This is a genomic window from Butyricimonas sp. BSD2780061689_150309_C8 (assembly GCF_015560935.1).
In the GTDB taxonomy this organism is placed as follows: domain Bacteria; phylum Bacteroidota; class Bacteroidia; order Bacteroidales; family Marinifilaceae; genus Butyricimonas; species Butyricimonas paravirosa.
Genome location: NZ_JADMSV010000003.1, coordinates 125,960 through 145,012, shown reverse-complemented (window position 1 = coordinate 145,012; position 19,053 = coordinate 125,960). Strand labels below are relative to the sequence as shown.

Genomic DNA, 19,053 nt, shown 5'->3' with positions numbered 1-19,053 from the left:
AAGTGATGTAAAATAAATGTATTATTATTTGTGAATAATTGAATTTTTCGTTTCAAAATCCAAATAGTATTTGTTTTTTATATATTTTCGTAACGATTTTGGTGTCACACCCTGTTTCAGGCGTGTGGTGAAAAGGGAATCAGGTGCGAATCCTGAACAGACCCGCTGCTGTAAGCTCCACTAAAGTCCGTGAACAAGACTCACATCCACTGTTTCGACACGAAATGGGAAGGGCGTTCAAGGACGGGGTAAGTCAGAAGACCTGCCAGTATCATGTATCTAAAGCTTTCTGGGATTGGAGCTTGGGTGCCATGTTGTATTTATCCGACTATTGTTGTAATGACGAGTGTTGCTATGAGTTAGCAAGCTGGGAGGGGTGTATGTGTGCAATTTCTCGTTGTTGGAAGTGTTTTCTTGGAGAAAATGGTCGTTTTGTAAACGGTCGTTGAACTCGATAATTATAAATTAAACAGATGATGTTATGAGAAAGGATGTTCTATTGAAATTAGTATTACTGGTGATACTTTTTATCGGTATGTTCACGGCCTGTGACGACGATGAGAAGGTCAAAGTTGGTAATCCCGATGTCGCTTTCAACACAGAAACGGGGGAGTACAGGGTGAAGATCGGAAAAGAGGTGTTGTTGCAGGCAACGGTGTCGGATGCCATGAATCCCCTGTGTTCTTGGAAATTGAACGGGAAAATAGTTTCTACGGATACCACCTATTTGTTCCGGGGGGAGCAGGTGGGTGATTATTTCGTGAATTTTAAGATTGATGCGGAGAACGGTTCGGTTGAAAAACAGGTAAAGGTGTCGGTTCTCGATAAATTACCTCCAGAGGTTACTTTGGATGATGCTGCCGTGGTGATGTCCGGTCGAGATCGGAGTTTTGGGGCCGAAGTGTCGAATCCCGAGGGAGCTACTTATATGTGGGTATTGAACGGTGAGATTGTCTGTCAAGATAGTCTTTTCGTTTTCAACCGGGAGGATGTACGGATGTATGATCTTTCTCTCGTGGTTAAGAACGAGGATGGCGCGACGGCTAAATCCATGACGGTGACGGTTGTACCGTTGGCTCCCCCGAGATTGATCTTTAATGATGGACGCTATCGTACGGTTTCTGACAATCGGATTACGAATTTCAGTGTACCTTTGGGACGGGAGCTTGTACTCTCTCCTTATCCTATTGACATCACGGAAAAAGCCGTGTATGAATGGCAGGTGGATGGGGTAAAGCAAAGCGAGACGACCTCTTACTTCAAATTTGCTCCCACCGTGCAAGGACGTTACTATATCACCGTGACCGCGACAGAAGGAGGACAAACCGCCTCCACGGAGACTTACGTGGAATGTGTTGATCCGGAGGGTACTCACCGTAATTGGCAGACGGATGGTAGTTCTGCCCGTTTCACGGAAGTCTTTGAGTACATTCCGGCTCCGGGACAATTCGTGAACTTTCCGGTCGGGTCCACGGAAGCCGATGCTTTGGCAAAAGGAAAAACTATTCTTGATCCCTCTACCCCTTATCTCTCGTTGGGAGCTTATGGCGGGTATGTGGTTATTGGTTTTGACCATAGCGTGGAGAACGTGCCGGGTGAATACGATCTGATTTTGGAGGGGAACGCTTTTGCCGGAAGTTCTGAGCCGGGTATCGTTTGGGTGATGCAGGACGAGAATGGAAATGGTTTGCCCGATGACACTTGGTACGAGCTGAAAGGAAGTGCCTCCGCGGAAGAGATGTCACGAAAATACGTGATCACTTATTATCGTCCCACGCAAGAGAGAGGGAACTCTATTTGGTCCGATAATTACGGGAATGCCGGTAGCGTGGATGCTAACGGTTATCACGGGCAGACGTTCTTTTTCCCCATGTTTATCGAGGAAGATTTTATGCATTTCGGAACCCGCTTGGCCTCTAAGGTGGAAATACGGGGTGGATTGTGGTACAACGGAGAATACGATTGGGGATATGTTGATAATTATGGAACGGATAAAAGTTGTTTCAAGATTGACAACGCGATTCAAATTGATGGTTCCCCGGTCAAACTGGAATACATTGATTTCGTGATGATCCAGACCAGCGTTAACCAGAAGGCGGGCGTGTTGGGAGAGTCCTCCACGGAGTTCCTTGACGGGTATGATTATCATTTGAAGAATAAATAATTTAAGGAGAAAACGAAATGAAGAAACAAAATATATTGACCATCTATGCCCTCCTTTTAGCTTGTTTTTTAGGAGTGTGGGGCTGTGACGATGATAATGATCCGTTTACGGGTACGGACAACTACGTGGTGTCTTTTCGGTTGACACAGAACGGGGAGGTTTTGAAAGCCGCTTTGACGGGTGATAGTATTATTCTGCAAGCTCCCGTGGGTGTTTCTCTTGCCGGGGCCTCGGCGGAAGTGATATTGAGCGAGAATGCTCGTATCATGCCTTCCCCTGACTCCATTGCCAACTGGAACGAGGAGGCACTTTTTGAAGTGACTTCGGCAAGTGGAGTAGGGAGAGTGTACCATTATTTTGTAGTCCGGGAAAGTGTTCCCGTGGAGGGCAGCGTGACCTTGGCGACACAGGAGGAAGTTGATGCTTTTGGGGAGAGTGGGGTTACCGAGGTAGGTGGTAATCTGATTATCGGACGTTCCGGTTCCGAGGAGGTGATTACTTCCCTTTTGCCGTTGAATAAATTGGTGCGTGTGGGGCATGACTTGAAAATCACCGAGGCTTACACGGGAATAGATTTGATGGGATTGGAGAACTTGGAAGAGGTTGGTTCTTTGTTGATTACGGCCAAGGGGGATATTGACCAAATTTATCTGCCCGCCTTGAAGAAAGTCGGTCTGGACTTGACCGTGCAGAACAATCTGGCACAGGAATTTGTTTGTCCCTTGTTGGAAGAAGTGGGGCGTAACTTCACGTTGGCGGGTACGGTCAGGAAATTGGATGTCGGTTCCTTGAAAACGGTGGATGGTGATATGGCTATTTCCGGTTTCACGATGGATCGAGTGAGTTTTCCGCGTATTACCCGTGTGGGAGGAACCCTTACCGTGGGGCTTGCTGATTCGTACACGGTTGATTTTCCGGCTCTCGAAAAGTGTAATGCACTTAACGTGAAACCGACGACCGGGAGCGCCGTGTTCTCCGTGATGAATGCCTTGAATATGCCGTTGTTGAAAGAGATTCCCGGAGCCTTGAGTATTGGTAGCTGCAAATTGGTAGAGACGAATTTTCCGGTTTTGGAATCCGTGGGAAGTCTTGCTCTTGATGGATCGGACATACGTGTTATTCGTTTTCCGGCACTGAAAACAATTGCAGGTAATTGTACCTTGAATAAATTGCAATACGTTAATAACTTGGACGGATTCGAGGTGTTGACTACGGTGGGTGGTTCTTTTACCATAACTAATTTGGCCACATTGAAAAACGTGAGGCTCCCGGCTACTTTAGGAGAGTTTTCTGAATTGAAATTGACTGATTTAGAAGGATTGGAGACGTTGGATGTCTCTGCCGTCAAGGCACAAACATTGACTCTCGAAGGTTCTACATTGACGAAAGTGTCGCTTGTTGGGGGAGAGGTCTTCCCCGGAATTTTGAAACTTGTCTGTTCTTCCACCAAGGTGGTGACTCGTTTCCCTCCCGTGTTCGGGATTAAGGAAGTGGGTGGAATCGACTTGTCGGGAGCGAAAACTCTCGCAGAATGTGAGATTACAAGTATCCGCAAGGTGAATGGTGATTTTACCACGGGAACGAGTATGGCTTATTTAAACAGTTGTAAGAAATTTGTCTTGGCGGATTTGGAAGAGGTGATCGGGAATTTCACGCTGTCAAAGATGCCTGTGGTGGAGGAGGTGAATATACCGAAATTGCAGAAAGTTGGGGGTAACGTGGAGATTTTTCCTTTTTCTACCACTTGCACGGTCTTGGATGTTCCCGCTTTGGAAAGCGTGGGTGGAAAGATGACCATTTATTCTTGGGCGAGTTATGTTCCTTTTACCGAACTTTCCTTTGGGTCTATCAAGAGTATCGGGAGTACCTTGACGATCATGGTTACCCCTCCTCTACCCATGTACGCTAATAATGACATCACGGATATGGATGGTTTTGCCACTTTGGAAAGCGTGAAGGAGGTGGTGATAAATTTCCAATCGGCTTTGACTTCGTATGCCGGGTTTAAGAAAGCGATCGACACGATCGAGAAGTTTACCACGAGGAGTAACGGTTACACGGTGACTTTGGATGACTTGAAAGCGGGTAAATGGACAAAAGAATAGTTACACTTGAAAAATATAGAATATGCGATTAATAAATATAAAAGCGGCCCTTTTTCTTCTCTGCGGGTTGGTGTTTGCGGTGGGCTGTGACGATGATGACAGCGACTTCAAGGGGAGAGACAATTACATCACTTCATTTTGCTTGGTTAAGGGGGAGACAACCTTGACTGCTTCCATCCTCGATGATTCTTTGAAGATTGTTGTGCCGGAGGATTTTTCGTTCGACGGTATGCGACCGGAGTTCAGCGTGAGCGAGAACGCCACGATCTCTCCCGATCCCTCGACGATCACGGATTGGGACGGGGAACACCGTTTCACGGTGACCTCCTATGCGGGGAAACATGACCGGGAATACGTTTATTCGGTAGAAAAATCTGCTGTTGTCCGGGTGGGTAATGTTACTTTACTCACGCAAGCGGACGTGGATGCCTTCGGGGAGGCTATGATTAGCGAGATTGATGGTAATTTGACGATCGGTCAGACCGATGGGGAAGATGTTATCGAGACGTTGGAGCCCCTGAATCATTTGCGGAAAATCAAGCACAATCTTACGATTAACCCGACGTATGCGGGCGAGGAAATCATCGGATTGGAGAATCTTGAGGAGGTGAGCGCTATCGTCGTGGATGCGAATACCCCGTTGAAAAAACTTTGCTTGCCAAAGTTGAAACGGATATATTTGGATTTCAAATTTTCCGGAATCGGTCAGTTGGAGGAGATTGATTTCCCGGAATTGGAATCTATTGAAGGGGGAATGGACGTGTCTTCCATGTTCGCGTTGATTTCCGTGAAACTGCCTAAATTGCAGAGTGTATCTTCTTTAACGATCAATTATTGCACGTCCTTGGAAAGTATCTCTGTCCCAGTTTTGGAAGAGGTTACGACATTGACGGTCACGAACAACAACGTCCTGCAGGCGATTGATTTCACCTCTTTGCAGACCGTGACCGGGAGATTTACCTTGTCCAAAGGTGTGTTTGAAAATTTAGAAGGGTTTAAATCTCTGGCAACTATCGGTTCAACTCTTGAAATACAAGATCTGAGTAACCTGACGAGCCTCGACGGGTTGGAAGCTTTAACTACCGTGGGTGAGAGTGCAAACTTCCGCAGCATGAGTTCCCTTGCAGATTTATCTGCTCTTGGTTCTCTTACGAAGGTTTCCAGCCTTTATTTCTCGGAAATCCTTGCCGAGGATTACTCTTTCTTAGAGCATTCCCTATCTGTCGGTTCGCTCTCTTTTAGCCAATCAAATGTTTCGGAATTGGATATCCGGGAGATTGACGGCTTGACTTATCTTGAGGTTCGTAATAACAATGTGCCTCTCACCTTGATCGGAGACGAAGCTATCTCCATGCAACGTTTATCTCTTTATGCCCCGAATATTGTCATCAAGGGTATCAAGGAAGTCACGACGACAGATTTCTTTGAATTCTGGATATCTGGTAGTCGTACGGAGACGGTTCAGTTGAATGTGGAAAAAGTGACCGGGAAATTCAGCCTCACGGTTGTGGCTGCCGTGGATGATTTGGATTTACCCAATTTGAAAGAAGTTGACGGGGAGTTCGGTTTTTACATTCAAGGACGTTCCCGGGTAAATCTACCGAAACTGACAAAAATCGGTTCGTTAAATGCCGGACATTGCTGTAACATAGAGTTACTATCACTGCCTGCGTTGGAAACGGTGAAAGGTGATTTCAATATTAGGACGAATGACTCTTATGGAGGTCATTTGGATGGTGTCTATGCGCCGGCATTGATGTCTATCGGGGGAAAGTTGACGTTGAACGCATGGACGACGAGAACAGCCTCTTTGGAATACGTCAATTTTCCGGTACTCGTGTCGGCGTCTGCTGTGGAGATTAAGACGAATGTGGGGTTATTCGACTTCTCCGGCTTGAAAAGCGTGATCCCGGTACTGACTTCTGACAAGTGGATCGTGTCGGGTAACGGGTATAATCCCCAGTATCAAGATATGGTGGATGGAAACTGGAAAAAGGAGTAGTTTATTTCCGTGAGATGGTAAACGTGCTGGGTCTGCAAGTCAAAATATGTGCTTTGCAGACCTAGTTGTATGTTTATGTAGTAGATTATCAGTATTTTGTTTTGTGAAATAAAGAGTGAAAAATAGTGTCATAAACTTCTACTGTCTTTATATTTTATATATTTTTGCAACGATTTTGGTGTCACACCTCGTTTCGGGCGTGTGGTGAAAAGGGAATCAGGTGCGAATCCTGAACAGACCCGCTGCTGTAAGCTCCGCCAAAGTCCGTGAACAAGACTCACATCCACTGTTTCGACACGAAATGGGAAGGGCGTTCAAGGACGGAGCAAGTCAGAAGACCTGCCAAGATCATGAGTTCGTAACTCTCTGGGACTAGAGTTCGCGAGGTGCAAGAAAAATAAATCTTTCTTGAATTAATGATTGGGTCCAAGGTGATTGCAAATGAAGGCGATCGCCGGAAATGGAATGATCGGATTTGTTATCGTTTAATGGCAGAGTAAATGAAATTAATCGTTTTTGGTGTAATTTTATGGTGTTCCTTGTTTGGGAATTATTTGTGGGCACAAAAAGTGGACACGACAAAGGTGTACAATATTGATGAGGTTGTTGTTTCCGCCAAGCGGGTTCAGAAGGAGGTGATTCCGGTTCAAACGATGGAAGGTCCGGTGTTGCAAAGGTTGACAGTACATTCCGTTGCGGATGCTTTGCGTTATTTTTCGGGGGTGCAGATCAAGGATTACGGGGGAATCGGGGGCTTGAAGACCGTGAATATCCGGGCGATGGGGACCCAACACGTGGGGGTGTTTTATGATGGTATCGAGTTGGGAAACGCACAGAATGGGACCGTGGATCTGGGACGTTTTTCACTGGATAACATGGAGGCGATCTCTTTGTATAACGGGCAGCGGAGTGCCATATTCCAGTCTGCCAAAGATTTTGGCTCGGCCGGGTCTATTTATATGACAAGCCGTACACCTAGATTTACAGACGGGAAGAAATATAACGCAAAGGTTACTTTTAAAACGGGATCTTTCGGGGTGGCGAATCCATCGGTGTTGTTTGAACATCGGTTGGGGGAACACGTGAGCGGGGCTTTTAGTTCGGAGTATATGTACACGACAGGAAAGTATAAGTTTAGCTACAAAAAAAAGAATGGTTACGATACGACTGAGGTTCGTAAGAACGGGGATGTTCGTGCTTTGCGGGCAGAGTATGGTGTGTTTGGCCGGATGAATGACGGGGAGTGGAAGGCTAAGGCATATTTTTATGATTCCGAAAGAGGTTATCCCGGCGCATCGGTACGGGAAGAGCCGGGAAAGTTCAAGCATCAGGATCGTCAATGGGATTCTAATTTTTTCCTTCAAGGTTCTTTTTTGAGGCATTTTAGTGGTTATAGTTTACAGATGAACGCGAAGTATGCCTATGATTATTTGCATTATCTTTCCGATCCCCGGTTGGACGTGAGTACGATGTACGTGAATAATCATTTCCGGCAACACGAAATTTATGTTTCGTCAGCCAATATGTTTGCCATTTTGCCTTTTTGGAACGTGGATGTGTCCGTGGATTTTCAGTGGAATAAGTTGAATGCGGACTTGGTGGATTTTGTTTACCCGACCCGTTACACGACGTTAGGGGCTGTGGCGACGGCCTTGCATTTTGACCGTTTTAAATTTCAGGCAAGCGTGTTGGGGACTTTCGTGCATGAGCGGACGAAGGTGGCGAATGGGGCAGCGGATGATATGCAGGAATATACACCCACGGTCGTGATGGCGTGGCAACCGTTCCGTGTGGCGGATTTTAACGTGAGGGCTTTTTATAAGCGAGTGTTCCGAATGCCGACGTTGAATGATTTGTATTATACTTTTATCGGGAATATAAATCTGGAACCGGAGTACACGAACCAGTATAACGTGGGAGTGACTTATAATCGCAACTTTGATAAAGGGGTGTTGCAGGAGCTGGACGTACAGGTGGATGCCTACTATAACGAGGTGTCGGATAAGATTATTGCCATGCCGACTTCCAATCAGTTTCGCTGGACGATGGTGAATCTGGGAGAGGTAGAAATTCGAGGTATTGATGTTGCCTTGCAGAGTAATTGGAGGTTCTGTCAACATTGGTTGTTGGATGCCCGGGTGAATTACACGTACCAGAAAGCCCAGGATTTTACAAAGAAAGAGAGTACGTATTACGGGGACCAGATTCCTTATATCCCTTGGCATAGTGGTTCGCTGATTTTGAACGGGACGTACAAGAGCTGGTTTTTGAATTATAGTTTTATATACACGGGGAAGCGTTACGAGGCGAGCGCGAATATCCCGGAGAACAGGGCTAAAGAGTGGTACACGAGTGATTTCTCGTTATCGAAGAATTTCTCGTGGCGAAAGACTGCAATTAGACTGACGGCGGAGGTGAATAATATTTTTAACCAGCAGTACGAGGTGGTACAGTGTTACCCGATGCCGGGGACGAACGTGAAGTTTATTATCAACATAGAAATTTAGATAAAGATCGAATGATGTATTGTGAAAATCGAATGAAATTGGGTATGTTAATGTTCCTTGCGTTGGGAATGTTATTGTTTTTTTCTTGCCGGAATGATGATGATGAAATTATTCCGTCCGTAATAACGAAGGTTACTCCGAGCGATTCGGTGCCGGGGCCTGTAAAAGGTTTTTTCCTGTTGAACGAGGGGAATATGGGAAGTAATAAGGCCACGTTGGATTATTTTGATTATGCTTCTGGCGAGTATCATAAGAATATATTCGCGGAGCGTAATCCGAACGTGGTGAAGGAGCTGGGAGACGTGGGGAATGATATTCAGATTTACGGGAATAAGTTGTATGCGGTGATTAATTGTTCTCACTTGCTCGAGGTGATGGATGTGAACACGGCTAAGGAAATTACGAAAATCACGGTAACGAATTGTCGTTATATTGTTTTTCATGAGGGATTCGCTTATGTCAGTTCGTATGCCGGACCGGTACAGATAGATCCGAATGCCCGTTTGGGTGAGGTGGTGAAGATTGACACGGCCACGCTGAAAGTCGTGGGGAGTTGTACCGTGGGGTACCAACCGGAAGAGATGGTGATTGTCGGGAATAAGTTGTATGTTGCAAACTCCGGGGGATACCGTGTGCCGAATTACGATAATACGGTGTCCGTGATAGATTTGGAAACATTTAAGGAGACGAAGAAAATCACGGTGGCGATTAATCTACATCGTATGCGTGTTGACCAAAATGGACTGATTTACGTGACTTCCCGCGGGGATTATTATAACGTACATTCAAATACTTACGTGATAAATGCGAAGAATGATCTCGTGGAAGGATCTTTGAATTTTCCGGCGAGCGAACTTTATTTGTGTGGCGATTCGCTTTATTCTTACAGCACGGAGTATAGTAAGATTACGAGTAAGTGGACGGTCAATTACACGATTTATGACACGAAGGCGAAACGTATTGTCTCTCGGAATTTTATCAAGGACGGAACCGAGAAGTCTATCGTGACTCCTTACGCTTTGGCGGTAAATCCGGAAACAGGCGAGATATTTGTGGGCGATGCCGGGGATTATGTTACCCCGGGGAGGTTGTACTGTTTCGGGCCTGACGGGAAGAAGAAATGGGATGTGCAAACGGGAGATATTCCTGCTCACATTGTGTTTACGACAAGGCCTTTACAGGAGAAAGACGGGAAGGAAGGATAAGTATTAAAGTGATCCTATAAAGAGCTTCCTTGCAAATGTGTACTTGATCATATAAAATAAACCCTAAAAGTTAGACCGAAAACTTTTAGGGTTCATTTCAATTATAGGGCAACCTCTCTTTATTCATGTGTTTTTGAACGAAACCTTAATATATCTGGAATGAATTCGGTGTAAAATGACGAATTTTAGATGATATTGAATTACGGTGTTATTTGTTTGTGAATAATAAATATTGTGAATAATCCAAATGATGGTTCTTAAATCCAAATGGTATTCGTTTTTTATATATTTTTGCAACGATTTTGGTGCCACTCTCTGTTTCAGATAGGTGGTGAAAAGGGAATCAGGTGCGAATCCTGAACAGACCCGCTGCTGTAAGCTCCACTAAAGTCCATGGACATAACTCTCTCCACTGTTTCAATTTGAAATGGGAAGGACGTCCGAGGATGGGGTAAGTCAGAAGACCTGCCAATCAATCATATTGTTTAACGTTCAAGGGAAGGAAGAACGTGGACACCGATAGTTTAATAATTGTCGACTGGATACGCCAAATCTTTTTTTGATTAAAAGGGGATTTATGTTTGCGAAGAGGTTATTTTATATTGTTACTATTATATGGATAGGTATAACGTTTACATCGTGTGATAAGCCGGGAGTACCTTATCCTGGAGGAATAATAGGAGGTGGGGATATTGAAGCTCTTGTATTGAATGAGGGAAAACTTAACACGAATACCGGAACGATTTCGGTGATTTATAAGGACGGTCGTGTTGTGGCAGATGCTTTTCAAGATGTAAATCACCGTCCTATGGGAGACGTGGCGCAATCTATCACGTTGGTAAATGGGAAGTATTTCGTGGCGATGAATAATTCAAAAAAGATAGAGATTGTTGATCCGGTAACTTTTAAATCCGTGGGAACAATTCTTTACACGCAGGCGGGGTATCCTCGGCAAGTGGTGCCAATTTCTTCCACGGAGGCAATTGTGTCCGATCTTGACCGACAATTAGTACGTATCCGGACGGTTGAACCTTACGGGAAACCATTGGAATATATTTCTATCCCTCGGGCCGTAGAGTATCTGACTGTGGTGGAAAATAAAGTGTTTGGAATAACTCAGGGTGGTTTATATGTATTTGATGCTGATAATATAAAGAAGGAACAAGCTCGAGTTGTTAAGGATGTATATAATGAGGAGGATACGAAAACTTGTCAGTTACTTGTGGATAAGGAGGGGATGATTTGGGGATTGATGAACGAGCAGGAAGGTGGACAGGTAACAGGTGTTACGTTGAAATGTGTGGATCCCAAGCGGGAGAAGGTGGTGAAATCGTACACGTTATCTTTCGGAGATTCGAATTCACAGACTCCAGGCGAGATTATCGGTTATATTAATTATAACCGTACGGATATTGATCCCACGGGTACTTGGATTTATTTCAGCGTGAAAACTCGTTCGGCTGAAGAAAATAAGGAGGGAGTGAAGGAACAGCAAAGCGTGTACCGGATGAACGTGGAAACGGGAGAATTCAGTCATTATTATGACTTGCTGGAAGTGGGAATGATGTATGGTTTTGCCGTCAGTCCGGAGGGAGATATTTACTTGTGTGATTGTTTGGATTACACGGCGCAAAGAGGTTATGTCCGACATTATTTGAAAGATGGGACGAAGATTAGTCATAAGGTTGGGATTTATCCCGGTCAGGTTTATTTTCCGGGAAATCAACGTTAAAGAGTAAATGATGTTTAAAAGGATAGCAATAGGATGGTGTGTTTGTTTCATCTTGTGTGGAATGGGGGCGGAGGCACAGAAGAAAGATCCCGTGGCGATGTATGGTGTGATAGATACGGTACAGGTAGTCAGTCAGCGTGTTCGTCATGCTAACGAGGCAAATGCGGGGGCAAAAGTAAGCCGTATAGACCCGGAGATTATGCGGGCAAATAAAACCCGTTCGTTGGCGGAGTTATTAACTGACTACACGGCTATTTATATCAAAAGTTTGGGAATGGGAGCCTTGTCAACGGCATCTTTCCGGGGAGCCAGTCCTTCACAGACCCGGGTGAATTGGAACGGGATTAATATTACCCCACCGATGTCGGGAACGTTTGATTTTTCACAGATACCGGTATTCTTCACGGATAATGTTAGCCTGTATTACGGGAGTAGTCATGTGAAGAACGGGACCGGGGCTATCGGGGGGAGCGTGAACTTATTTACAGATCCAGATTGGAACACTGGTGTTAGTGGAAAGGTCTTAGGAGAATATGGTTCTTACGGGACTTACACTACGGGGGCTCAGGTAAATACTGGTGGACAGAAGTCAAGTTTTAAGACTCGGTTGTATTATCAACATTCTGATAACAATTATACTTATTTGAATAAAATCTTGACGAACGAGCCTTTCCGAGAGAAACGGCAGGATGCTGATTACACGCAATGGGCAGCGATGCAGGAGGGATATTTTCGTTTGTCTCCTTATACCCGGTTGACAGCGGTTGCTTGGTATCAGGAAGGGAAACGGATGTTACCACCCGCACTTGGAGTGGTGAACCAGTCACACGAGCAACAAAGAGAAGTGAATGTGCGGGCGTACACGGGATTGGATTTTACGAAAGGGTTGCATGCTTTACGGGCAAAAGCGGCATGGCTTTATTATCGACAGGAGTATGATAAGTGGTATGCCGGAGGATTATTCGATCCCGAAGGAAATAAGAATCAATCGCACACGTGGCAAGGAATTGCCGATTATACGTTTACCCCGAGAGAGAATCTTGTACTGGGTACGAGCTTGACTTATTCGCATGATTTGATTCGGGTGAGTAGTTATATAGATGTCGATTCTTCGAAGTATACGTTAGGAGACGTGGATTATGATATTCCGGAGGTGGAACCACCGTTCCGGCATAACCGTGACGTGTTCTCCTGGCAGGCTTCGGCATTATGGACTCCTGTGGCGTGGATGATGTTGAATGGGCAGTATATGTTTGAACAAAATGATAGTCGGGGGGTATCTACATGGTCTGCCGGTATGGTGTTTAATTTGTGGGAGAAGGAGTTGCAGGTGAAAGGAAATGTGGCTTATAATTACCGGTTCCCGAGTATGAATGATCTCTACTGGAGACCGGGAGGAAATCCGGACGTGAAGCCGGAAGACGGGTATTCGTATGATGCGTCTGTAGCTTATCGGAAGCAGTTGTATCGTGGTTTATTTTTAGATGCGGAGGTTTCCGGTTATTTGATGTATATAGATAATTGGATTTTATGGTTGCCGAAAGACGGGAATCAATGGGTTTGGACACCACAGAATCATCGTAATGTGAGATCGGAGGGTGTGGAGTTGTACGGGAAATTGACATACGCGATTGGTGATTTGAGGGCAAATGTGTCGGGTAATTATAGTTGGTCGCAGTCCCGTACTCGTAAAAAACAGCACGTGGATGATGGTTCCTACATGAAACAAATCCCTTACGTGCCTCGGTTCAAGTGGAATGTACGGGTAGCTGCCGATTACCGGGGTGCCTTTTTCTCGTGGCAGGTGACTTATATCGGGCGACGTTTTATCACGACGGATCAAGAGTATGCTACGGATCCCTATTCGGTACATAATATTTTGGCGGGATACCGCTACACGTTCCGTAACGGGATGAGTCTGACACCGCAAGTACGGGTAGATAACCTATTAGACACGTATTACGAGTCCACGCAGTATTACCCGATGCCCTTGAGGAATTGCCTCGTGTCGTTGATGTGGGAATTTTAGGAAAATGAATAAATAGTTATATTATACAATGAAGATTAAGATTATGAAAAAGTTTTATTTAGTGCTTTTGGTTTTAGGAATGTTTGTGGGATTTCTGAGTTCTTGTGATGATGATGATAATGATACTCCGGAACTGCCTGTTGTAACAATTGAAAGTGAAGATGGTTGCTTTTCAATGCTTCCGACAGAATCTATTGTTTTAAAAGCAAAGGTTAGTAGCTCGCAGGTTACAGATTGGGTTTGGTTTGTGAATGGAGAGAAGGTGGGGACTGATTCCGTCTATACTTTCAAGGCAGAAAAACTTGGAGATTATAATGTCGCTATCTTGGCTTCAAATACGAATGGAGAGGCGTATGCTTCAACCATGATTGAGGTTCATGGGACATATAAGTATGGTACTTTTGTGATTAGTGAAGGAAGCCGTTCTCCTGGGACGATTGTTTTTATTAGTCCTAAAGGAGAGGTGATTGATAATGCTTATTATGTTGAAAATGGGGGTGAGTTAGGAGGAGCGACTCAGGATTTGTTTATTAAGGATAATAAAATGTATATTGTTTCTCAGAATGGTGGATATGATGGTGGTTTCTTGACGATTCTTAATGCAGAGACATTAAAAAGAGAACGCAAATTTCAAGAAGAGCTTGATGGTGAGGTGAGTATGCCAACTCATGTTGTAGCGTTGGGAGAGGACGATATTTATTTGCGTGATAATAATGGTGTGAAGAGATTCCAACCGTCAACAGGTAAGGTAACTTTGATTGAAGGAACAGAGGGTGCACGGAAGAATACGATGGTTGTTGCAGATGGTAAGGTGTTTGCTACGGTAGGTACAAGTGTTGTTGTGATTGAAGCTGGAAAGGATGAAATTGCGAATACGATAGAATTTGAAGATAGGGTTTCCGGAGTTATCAAGGCATCTGATGGGAATATTTTAGTTTCTGATGGATCTGGTAATATTACTAAAGTTGATGTAAAAACATATACAAAGTTAGGAAGTAGTAAGGTTTCGGATGAAGCAAAAAGTGTTTTATCTGCATCATTTGCGGCTGCTCCAAGTATTACGGCTAAGGGGGATACATTGTATATGAGCGGACTTTCTTCAAAAATATATCGTCATGTTTTTGGTTCTGATAAAACAGAGTTGATGGTTGATGCAAAAGATATGGTGGATAATGTAGGTATTATTTATAATACTTGTGCTGTTCATCCGATTACGGGAGAAGTATATCTCAATTCTATAAAAGGGTATAGTGATTATAAAACTAATAATATCACTGTGTTTGACTTTAGTGGTGATGAGCCTAAAGTGAGTGTAAATTATGAGAATTACACGGCATTCCCTGCCGGAACGTTCTTTACGTATAATTTTGAATGAAAATATTCATGAGAAGAGAACTATTATACATTTTAACTATTCTGTGTTTTGCGGGAATGTGGATTTCCTGTAGTGATGATGGAGGGAATGATGGGGAAGAGCCGCTTACGGCTCCGGAAGTGTCTGTTCAGAATTTGAGTTTGAAGGATGCTATCCTTCCGGGAAGAACTGTGAGATTGAGAGCGAATATCATTAATACAACAGAGGCAGGCTTGCAGTGGTTCGTGGATGGGAAAGAAGTATCTACTGATACTATTTTCGAGTTCTCATCAGTGAAGGAAGGGGCCTTTCGGATCAAGGTGACTGCTTTTAATAGACTTGGTACTGCATCCGATAGTTTGGACATTCAGGTGATGGATGGGTTCAAAATATCGGATATTACGAACTGGACTGGGAGTGGTGAGAATCAATCGATGTTGGCCATACAATGGATTACCGGAGAAGTGGAGAATTGGTCAAATCCTGAAGATCGTGATGTTTTCTTTCGTGCTTGGGGATATAGATGGGAAAAAGCAAATCCCCCTACGGGACATGATATGATCGTGGATATTGCTAAAAAAGATCCGCGTTTGTTTATTATCGTGGCATCTGATGGTAATCTTGGAATGACAATAAGGGGTTTCGGTTACGATATTGATGGTGATGGAATTGAAATTCAAAGTGAAGATCTTGAATATGGGGATAGAACGTTGAAAGGAATACATTTGACAGAGGCAGATTTCAAGGATGGTATTTATGAACAGAAAGAGGCTGATGTCAATATGGATGGTTTTAACGTAATTTCAGGAGGAGATTATTGGATTGGTGGATGGTATGTAGTTTATCCTTCTTATTGGCTAGGGAGTGGAGAGGCTGTATTAGAATCGAAAGAATATGAATATTCTGGTCTTTATGCAGGTAATCGCTTGCTGGAAAATGAGGAATGGCATACTTGGACATTCTCTCCGATTAATAATGCAGAGAAAAATATATTACCAATACCTCGTTTGTTAAAGGCTGCGCCAAACAATTAGTAAAGGTATTTTGTTGATACAAATGGGGAAAACAATTTTTCGTTTTCCCCATTTTATATTAGACTAATAACTATTTCTCGTATTCTTTCTTGTTCTCCAAGAGTTTTGAGGAGATCTTGTTAATGTTCGAAGCTCCTGATGAGTGCAGGGAGAGGATGATCGGATCGCCGGAGTATGTAGCTTTTGCGGCACCGGAGGTGTGTAGACTGATTTTTTCTTTGACTTGAAAATGAGCTTTTGCAGCTCCCGATACTTCTGCTTTCAGTTCGTTTATCGGAAAGTCTTCCAAGTTTGCTTTTGAGGCTCCCGATACTTCCATTTTGCAGTGTATGGTGTTACCTTTAAGGGAGAGGTTTGATGCCCCGCTAATGTCGAAGGTTGATTCGGGGCTGGTCATTTGTCCTTTGAGGTTTGAGGCACCACTTAGTTCTATGTCAAGTTTTTCTTTTGCTAGGAAGTCTCCACCTACAAGCATTTTGCTGGCACCGGAGAGGTCCACCTTTAGCTTGGCTGTCGTGAAATCCCCGATTGTTTCCAATTTGCAGACTCCGGTTAACTCCACGTTATCAAGGCTGGTAACGGTAACTTCTGCCGTGAAATGGTCGTCGTCATTATTTCTTTTATTTTTAGTGGTAATTTTTCCTTCGATATAGATTTGTAATTTTCCATCGGAATCCAGTTTCAGAACGAGTTGTTTTTCGAGTCGGGCCGGAATGTTTACGGTGACTCCGGTGGTGCTACCTTGTTTCGTTGTGATACTGAAGATTCCGTGAGCCTCGATTCCGGTGATTTTTTGTCCCTGGAATCGGGAAACGGTGATTTGCTCTTGTGCGAAAGCTCCGACTATCGAGAGGCAGAGAACGAAAATGACAAACAATATTTTTTTCATAATAATCTGTTTTTATGATGGGACGCTTAAAGGTAATGAAAAGTTACAGGTATGGGTGTTATTTTCTAAAAAAAGGGAGAATGAGGAGAAGCATGGAAAGAACTTTTCTGATGATAAATTGAATCAAACCAATTATATTTTATACATTTGTTCCCATTAAAGTTCTTTACAACACGTAATCAGACTGCTCAGGTGCCTCGTTTTGACGAGGAGAATAGGGAACCGTGTGAGAATCACGGACTGTCGCGCAACTGTAATCACCAGAAGGGTTTTGCCACTAATGTCCACTGTCCAGGGGATGGGAAGGACGGCAAAATGGTGAAAGTCAGGATACCTGCCTTTGCGGATTGACAATGCTTTCGCGGAATGAAGCTAAGGTCAGACTTATCAACCCGGTTGAGATACTTGGGGCGTATTTTTCTTATTTCTTTCCTTTATTTCGTGTGGAGCTAAATAGTGTATAAACTAATTTAGTATGAGAAAATCGTTTGAAAAATTTCTGGAAAGACAAGATGCCTTAGCCCGGCAATACGGTAAGGAGTATGAGGACAAACAACACAACCGGGGAAAACTTACCGCTCGGGAACGGATTACATTTCTTTTCGATGAGGGGACATTTGAAGAGGTGGATGCTTACTCACCTTCTGCGGCGACTTCTTTTGGTAAAGCAGTACGTTCATACGGGGATGGGGTGATTGCCGGATTCGGCACGGTGAACGGGCGTCAGGTTTTTGCTTATTCGCAAGATTTTAACGTGCAGGGTGGTTCGTTGGGTTCCGTGCATGCGGCCAAGATTATAAAAGTACAGGATATGGCTCTGAAAACGGGATCGCCTGTCGTGGGATTGATTGATTCGGGAGGAGCCCGGATTCAAGAGGGGGTGGCTAGTTTGGCCGGGTATGCGGGAATATTCCGACGGAATGTACTCTCTTCCGGAGTAATCCCTCAGATTTCAGTTATTATGGGGCCGGCTGCCGGAGGGGCTGTTTATTCTCCAGCCTTGACTGATTTTATTTTTATGACGGCAGCAACCAGTTATATGTTCGTGACCGGACCTAACGTGGTGAAACAGGTACTGAATGAAACAATATCTCCCGAAGAACTTGGAGGTGCATCTGTACATGCCGTGAAATCAGGTGTGGCGGATTTTGTTTTTAATGATGATGAAAATACGTTATTGGGGGTAAAGATGTTATTATCTTACCTGCCTTCCAATAATATCGAGAACGCTCCTTTTCTGGTGACGGATGATCCGGTTGACCGGATAGAAGAGAGTTTGCGGGATATTGTTCCTGAAGATCCGGATAAGCCTTATGATGTGAGGGATGTTATCCGTTTGATTACAGATAAAGGAAAATTTTTGGAGATTGCGGAGAGTTACGCTCCCAATATCATTATTGGGTTGGCCCGATTCGGGGGATTCGTGACCGGGATTATTGCGAATCAACCCAAAGTTATGGCGGGTACTTTGGATATGAATTCATCGGTGAAAGCTGCTCGTTTTATTAATTTCTGTGATAGTTTTAATATTCCGGTTGTTACTTTGGAGGACGTTCCCGGTTTCCTTCCGGGGGCCGATCAGGAACATGCCGGAATTATCCGGCACGGAGCCAAGCTCCTATATGCTTACACGCGGGCGACGGTTCCCAAGATTACCGTGGTCTTGCGTAAATCATACGGGGGTGCTTATATCGTGATGAACAGTAAGGGAATTGGCGGAGATTATAATTTTGCATGGCCGACAGCCGAGATTGCTGTTATGGGACCGGAAGGGGCTATTGCTATTCTTTATCATAAGGAATTTGCCGCTGCTGATGATCCGGTAGCTTTGAAAAAAGATTTGTTGGCGCAGTATAGGGATGAGGTGGCTAATCCTTATATCGCTAACGAGAAGGGATTTATTGATGAGGTGATAGACCCGGCGGTTACCCGACAAAAGGTTATACGAGTTTTGAAATCTCTGGAAAAGAAATCAGTAAGTCTACCACGACGCAAACATGGAAATATTCCTCTTTAAACGTAAAATGTAAAG

The 19,053-nt window shown here is 44.2% G+C and carries 11 protein-coding genes and 4 riboswitches; of the genes, 10 read left to right on the top strand and 1 reads right to left on the bottom strand.

What is annotated here, in order from left to right; translation table 11 throughout:
• Window positions 1-82: 82 nt before the first annotated feature.
• A riboswitch (cobalamin riboswitch) is annotated at window positions 83-285 on the top strand.
• 196 nt (window positions 286-481) lie between these two features.
• From I2I33_RS05030 to I2I33_RS04990, 9 genes are all read left to right on the top strand, one after another.
• Complete coding sequence (locus I2I33_RS05030) at window positions 482-2,164, top strand: PKD-like domain-containing protein (protein WP_087419584.1); 1,683 nt, start codon at window positions 482-484, stop codon at window positions 2,162-2,164.
• A gap of 17 nt (window positions 2,165-2,181) precedes the next feature.
• The gene (locus I2I33_RS05025; RefSeq protein ID WP_087419585.1) at window positions 2,182-4,269 is read left to right on the top strand and encodes a hypothetical protein; all 2,088 of its coding nucleotides are present in this window, start codon (window positions 2,182-2,184) and stop codon (window positions 4,267-4,269) included.
• 22 nt (window positions 4,270-4,291) lie between these two features.
• Window positions 4,292-6,271 (top strand): leucine-rich repeat protein, encoded by a 1,980-nt coding sequence (locus tag I2I33_RS05020; protein WP_087419586.1) that lies wholly within the window; start codon window positions 4,292-4,294, stop codon window positions 6,269-6,271.
• A 159-nt stretch (window positions 6,272-6,430) separates the two neighbouring features.
• Window positions 6,431-6,633, top strand: a riboswitch (cobalamin riboswitch).
• A 138-nt stretch (window positions 6,634-6,771) separates the two neighbouring features.
• Complete coding sequence (locus tag I2I33_RS05015; RefSeq protein WP_087419587.1) at window positions 6,772-8,778, top strand: TonB-dependent receptor; 2,007 nt, start codon at window positions 6,772-6,774, stop codon at window positions 8,776-8,778.
• A gap of 32 nt (window positions 8,779-8,810) precedes the next feature.
• Window positions 8,811-9,983, top strand: a complete 1,173-nt coding sequence (locus I2I33_RS05010) for a YncE family protein (protein ID WP_087419588.1) — start codon at window positions 8,811-8,813, stop codon at window positions 9,981-9,983.
• Between the two features lie 286 nt (window positions 9,984-10,269).
• Window positions 10,270-10,471, top strand: a riboswitch (cobalamin riboswitch).
• A gap of 89 nt (window positions 10,472-10,560) precedes the next feature.
• On the top strand, window positions 10,561-11,715 hold the full coding sequence (locus I2I33_RS05005) for a DUF5074 domain-containing protein (RefSeq protein ID WP_087419589.1): 1,155 nt from the start codon (window positions 10,561-10,563) through the stop codon (window positions 11,713-11,715).
• Window positions 11,716-11,725: 10 nt separating this feature from the next.
• The gene (locus tag I2I33_RS05000; RefSeq protein WP_087419791.1) at window positions 11,726-13,744 is read left to right on the top strand and encodes a TonB-dependent receptor plug domain-containing protein; all 2,019 of its coding nucleotides are present in this window, start codon (window positions 11,726-11,728) and stop codon (window positions 13,742-13,744) included.
• Between the two features lie 43 nt (window positions 13,745-13,787).
• Window positions 13,788-15,119, top strand: coding sequence for a DUF5074 domain-containing protein (locus tag I2I33_RS04995; protein WP_087419792.1), 1,332 nt, complete (start codon window positions 13,788-13,790; stop codon window positions 15,117-15,119).
• Between the two features lie 8 nt (window positions 15,120-15,127).
• On the top strand, window positions 15,128-16,132 hold the full coding sequence (locus I2I33_RS04990; protein ID WP_087419590.1) for a hypothetical protein: 1,005 nt from the start codon (window positions 15,128-15,130) through the stop codon (window positions 16,130-16,132).
• Window positions 16,133-16,202: 70 nt separating this feature from the next.
• On the opposite strand, the gene I2I33_RS04985 is transcribed toward I2I33_RS04990, so the two are convergent.
• Window positions 16,203-17,021: a GIN domain-containing protein gene (locus I2I33_RS04985; protein ID WP_087419591.1), complete on the bottom strand. Its 819-nt coding sequence runs from the start codon at window positions 17,019-17,021 to the stop codon at window positions 16,203-16,205.
• A 173-nt stretch (window positions 17,022-17,194) separates the two neighbouring features.
• Window positions 17,195-17,378, top strand: a riboswitch (cobalamin riboswitch).
• Window positions 17,379-17,496: 118 nt separating this feature from the next.
• Between I2I33_RS04985 and I2I33_RS04980 the strand changes: the two genes are divergently transcribed.
• Window positions 17,497-19,038 (top strand): acyl-CoA carboxylase subunit beta, encoded by a 1,542-nt coding sequence (locus tag I2I33_RS04980; RefSeq protein WP_087419592.1) that lies wholly within the window; start codon window positions 17,497-17,499, stop codon window positions 19,036-19,038.
• Window positions 19,039-19,053: the final 15 nt, after the last annotated feature.

Bases quoted from the DNA above. Each gene is read 5' to 3' on its own strand.
- I2I33_RS04990 (WP_087419590.1), top strand. From the start codon at position 15,128: ATGAGAAGAGAACTATTATACATTTTAACTATTCTGTGTTTTGCGGGA.
- I2I33_RS05025 (WP_087419585.1), top strand. From the start codon at position 2,182: ATGAAGAAACAAAATATATTGACCATCTATGCCCTCCTTTTAGCTTGT.
- I2I33_RS04980 (WP_087419592.1), top strand. From the start codon at position 17,497: ATGAGAAAATCGTTTGAAAAATTTCTGGAAAGACAAGATGCCTTAGCC.
- I2I33_RS04985 (WP_087419591.1), bottom strand. From the start codon at position 17,021: ATGAAAAAAATATTGTTTGTCATTTTCGTTCTCTGCCTCTCGATAGTC.
- I2I33_RS05005 (WP_087419589.1), top strand. From the start codon at position 10,561: ATGTTTGCGAAGAGGTTATTTTATATTGTTACTATTATATGGATAGGT.
- I2I33_RS05030 (WP_087419584.1), top strand. From the start codon at position 482: ATGAGAAAGGATGTTCTATTGAAATTAGTATTACTGGTGATACTTTTT.
- I2I33_RS05015 (WP_087419587.1), top strand. From the start codon at position 6,772: ATGAAATTAATCGTTTTTGGTGTAATTTTATGGTGTTCCTTGTTTGGG.
- I2I33_RS04995 (WP_087419792.1), top strand. From the start codon at position 13,788: ATGAAAAAGTTTTATTTAGTGCTTTTGGTTTTAGGAATGTTTGTGGGA.
- I2I33_RS05000 (WP_087419791.1), top strand. From the start codon at position 11,726: ATGTTTAAAAGGATAGCAATAGGATGGTGTGTTTGTTTCATCTTGTGT.
- I2I33_RS05010 (WP_087419588.1), top strand. From the start codon at position 8,811: ATGAAATTGGGTATGTTAATGTTCCTTGCGTTGGGAATGTTATTGTTT.
- I2I33_RS05020 (WP_087419586.1), top strand. From the start codon at position 4,292: ATGCGATTAATAAATATAAAAGCGGCCCTTTTTCTTCTCTGCGGGTTG.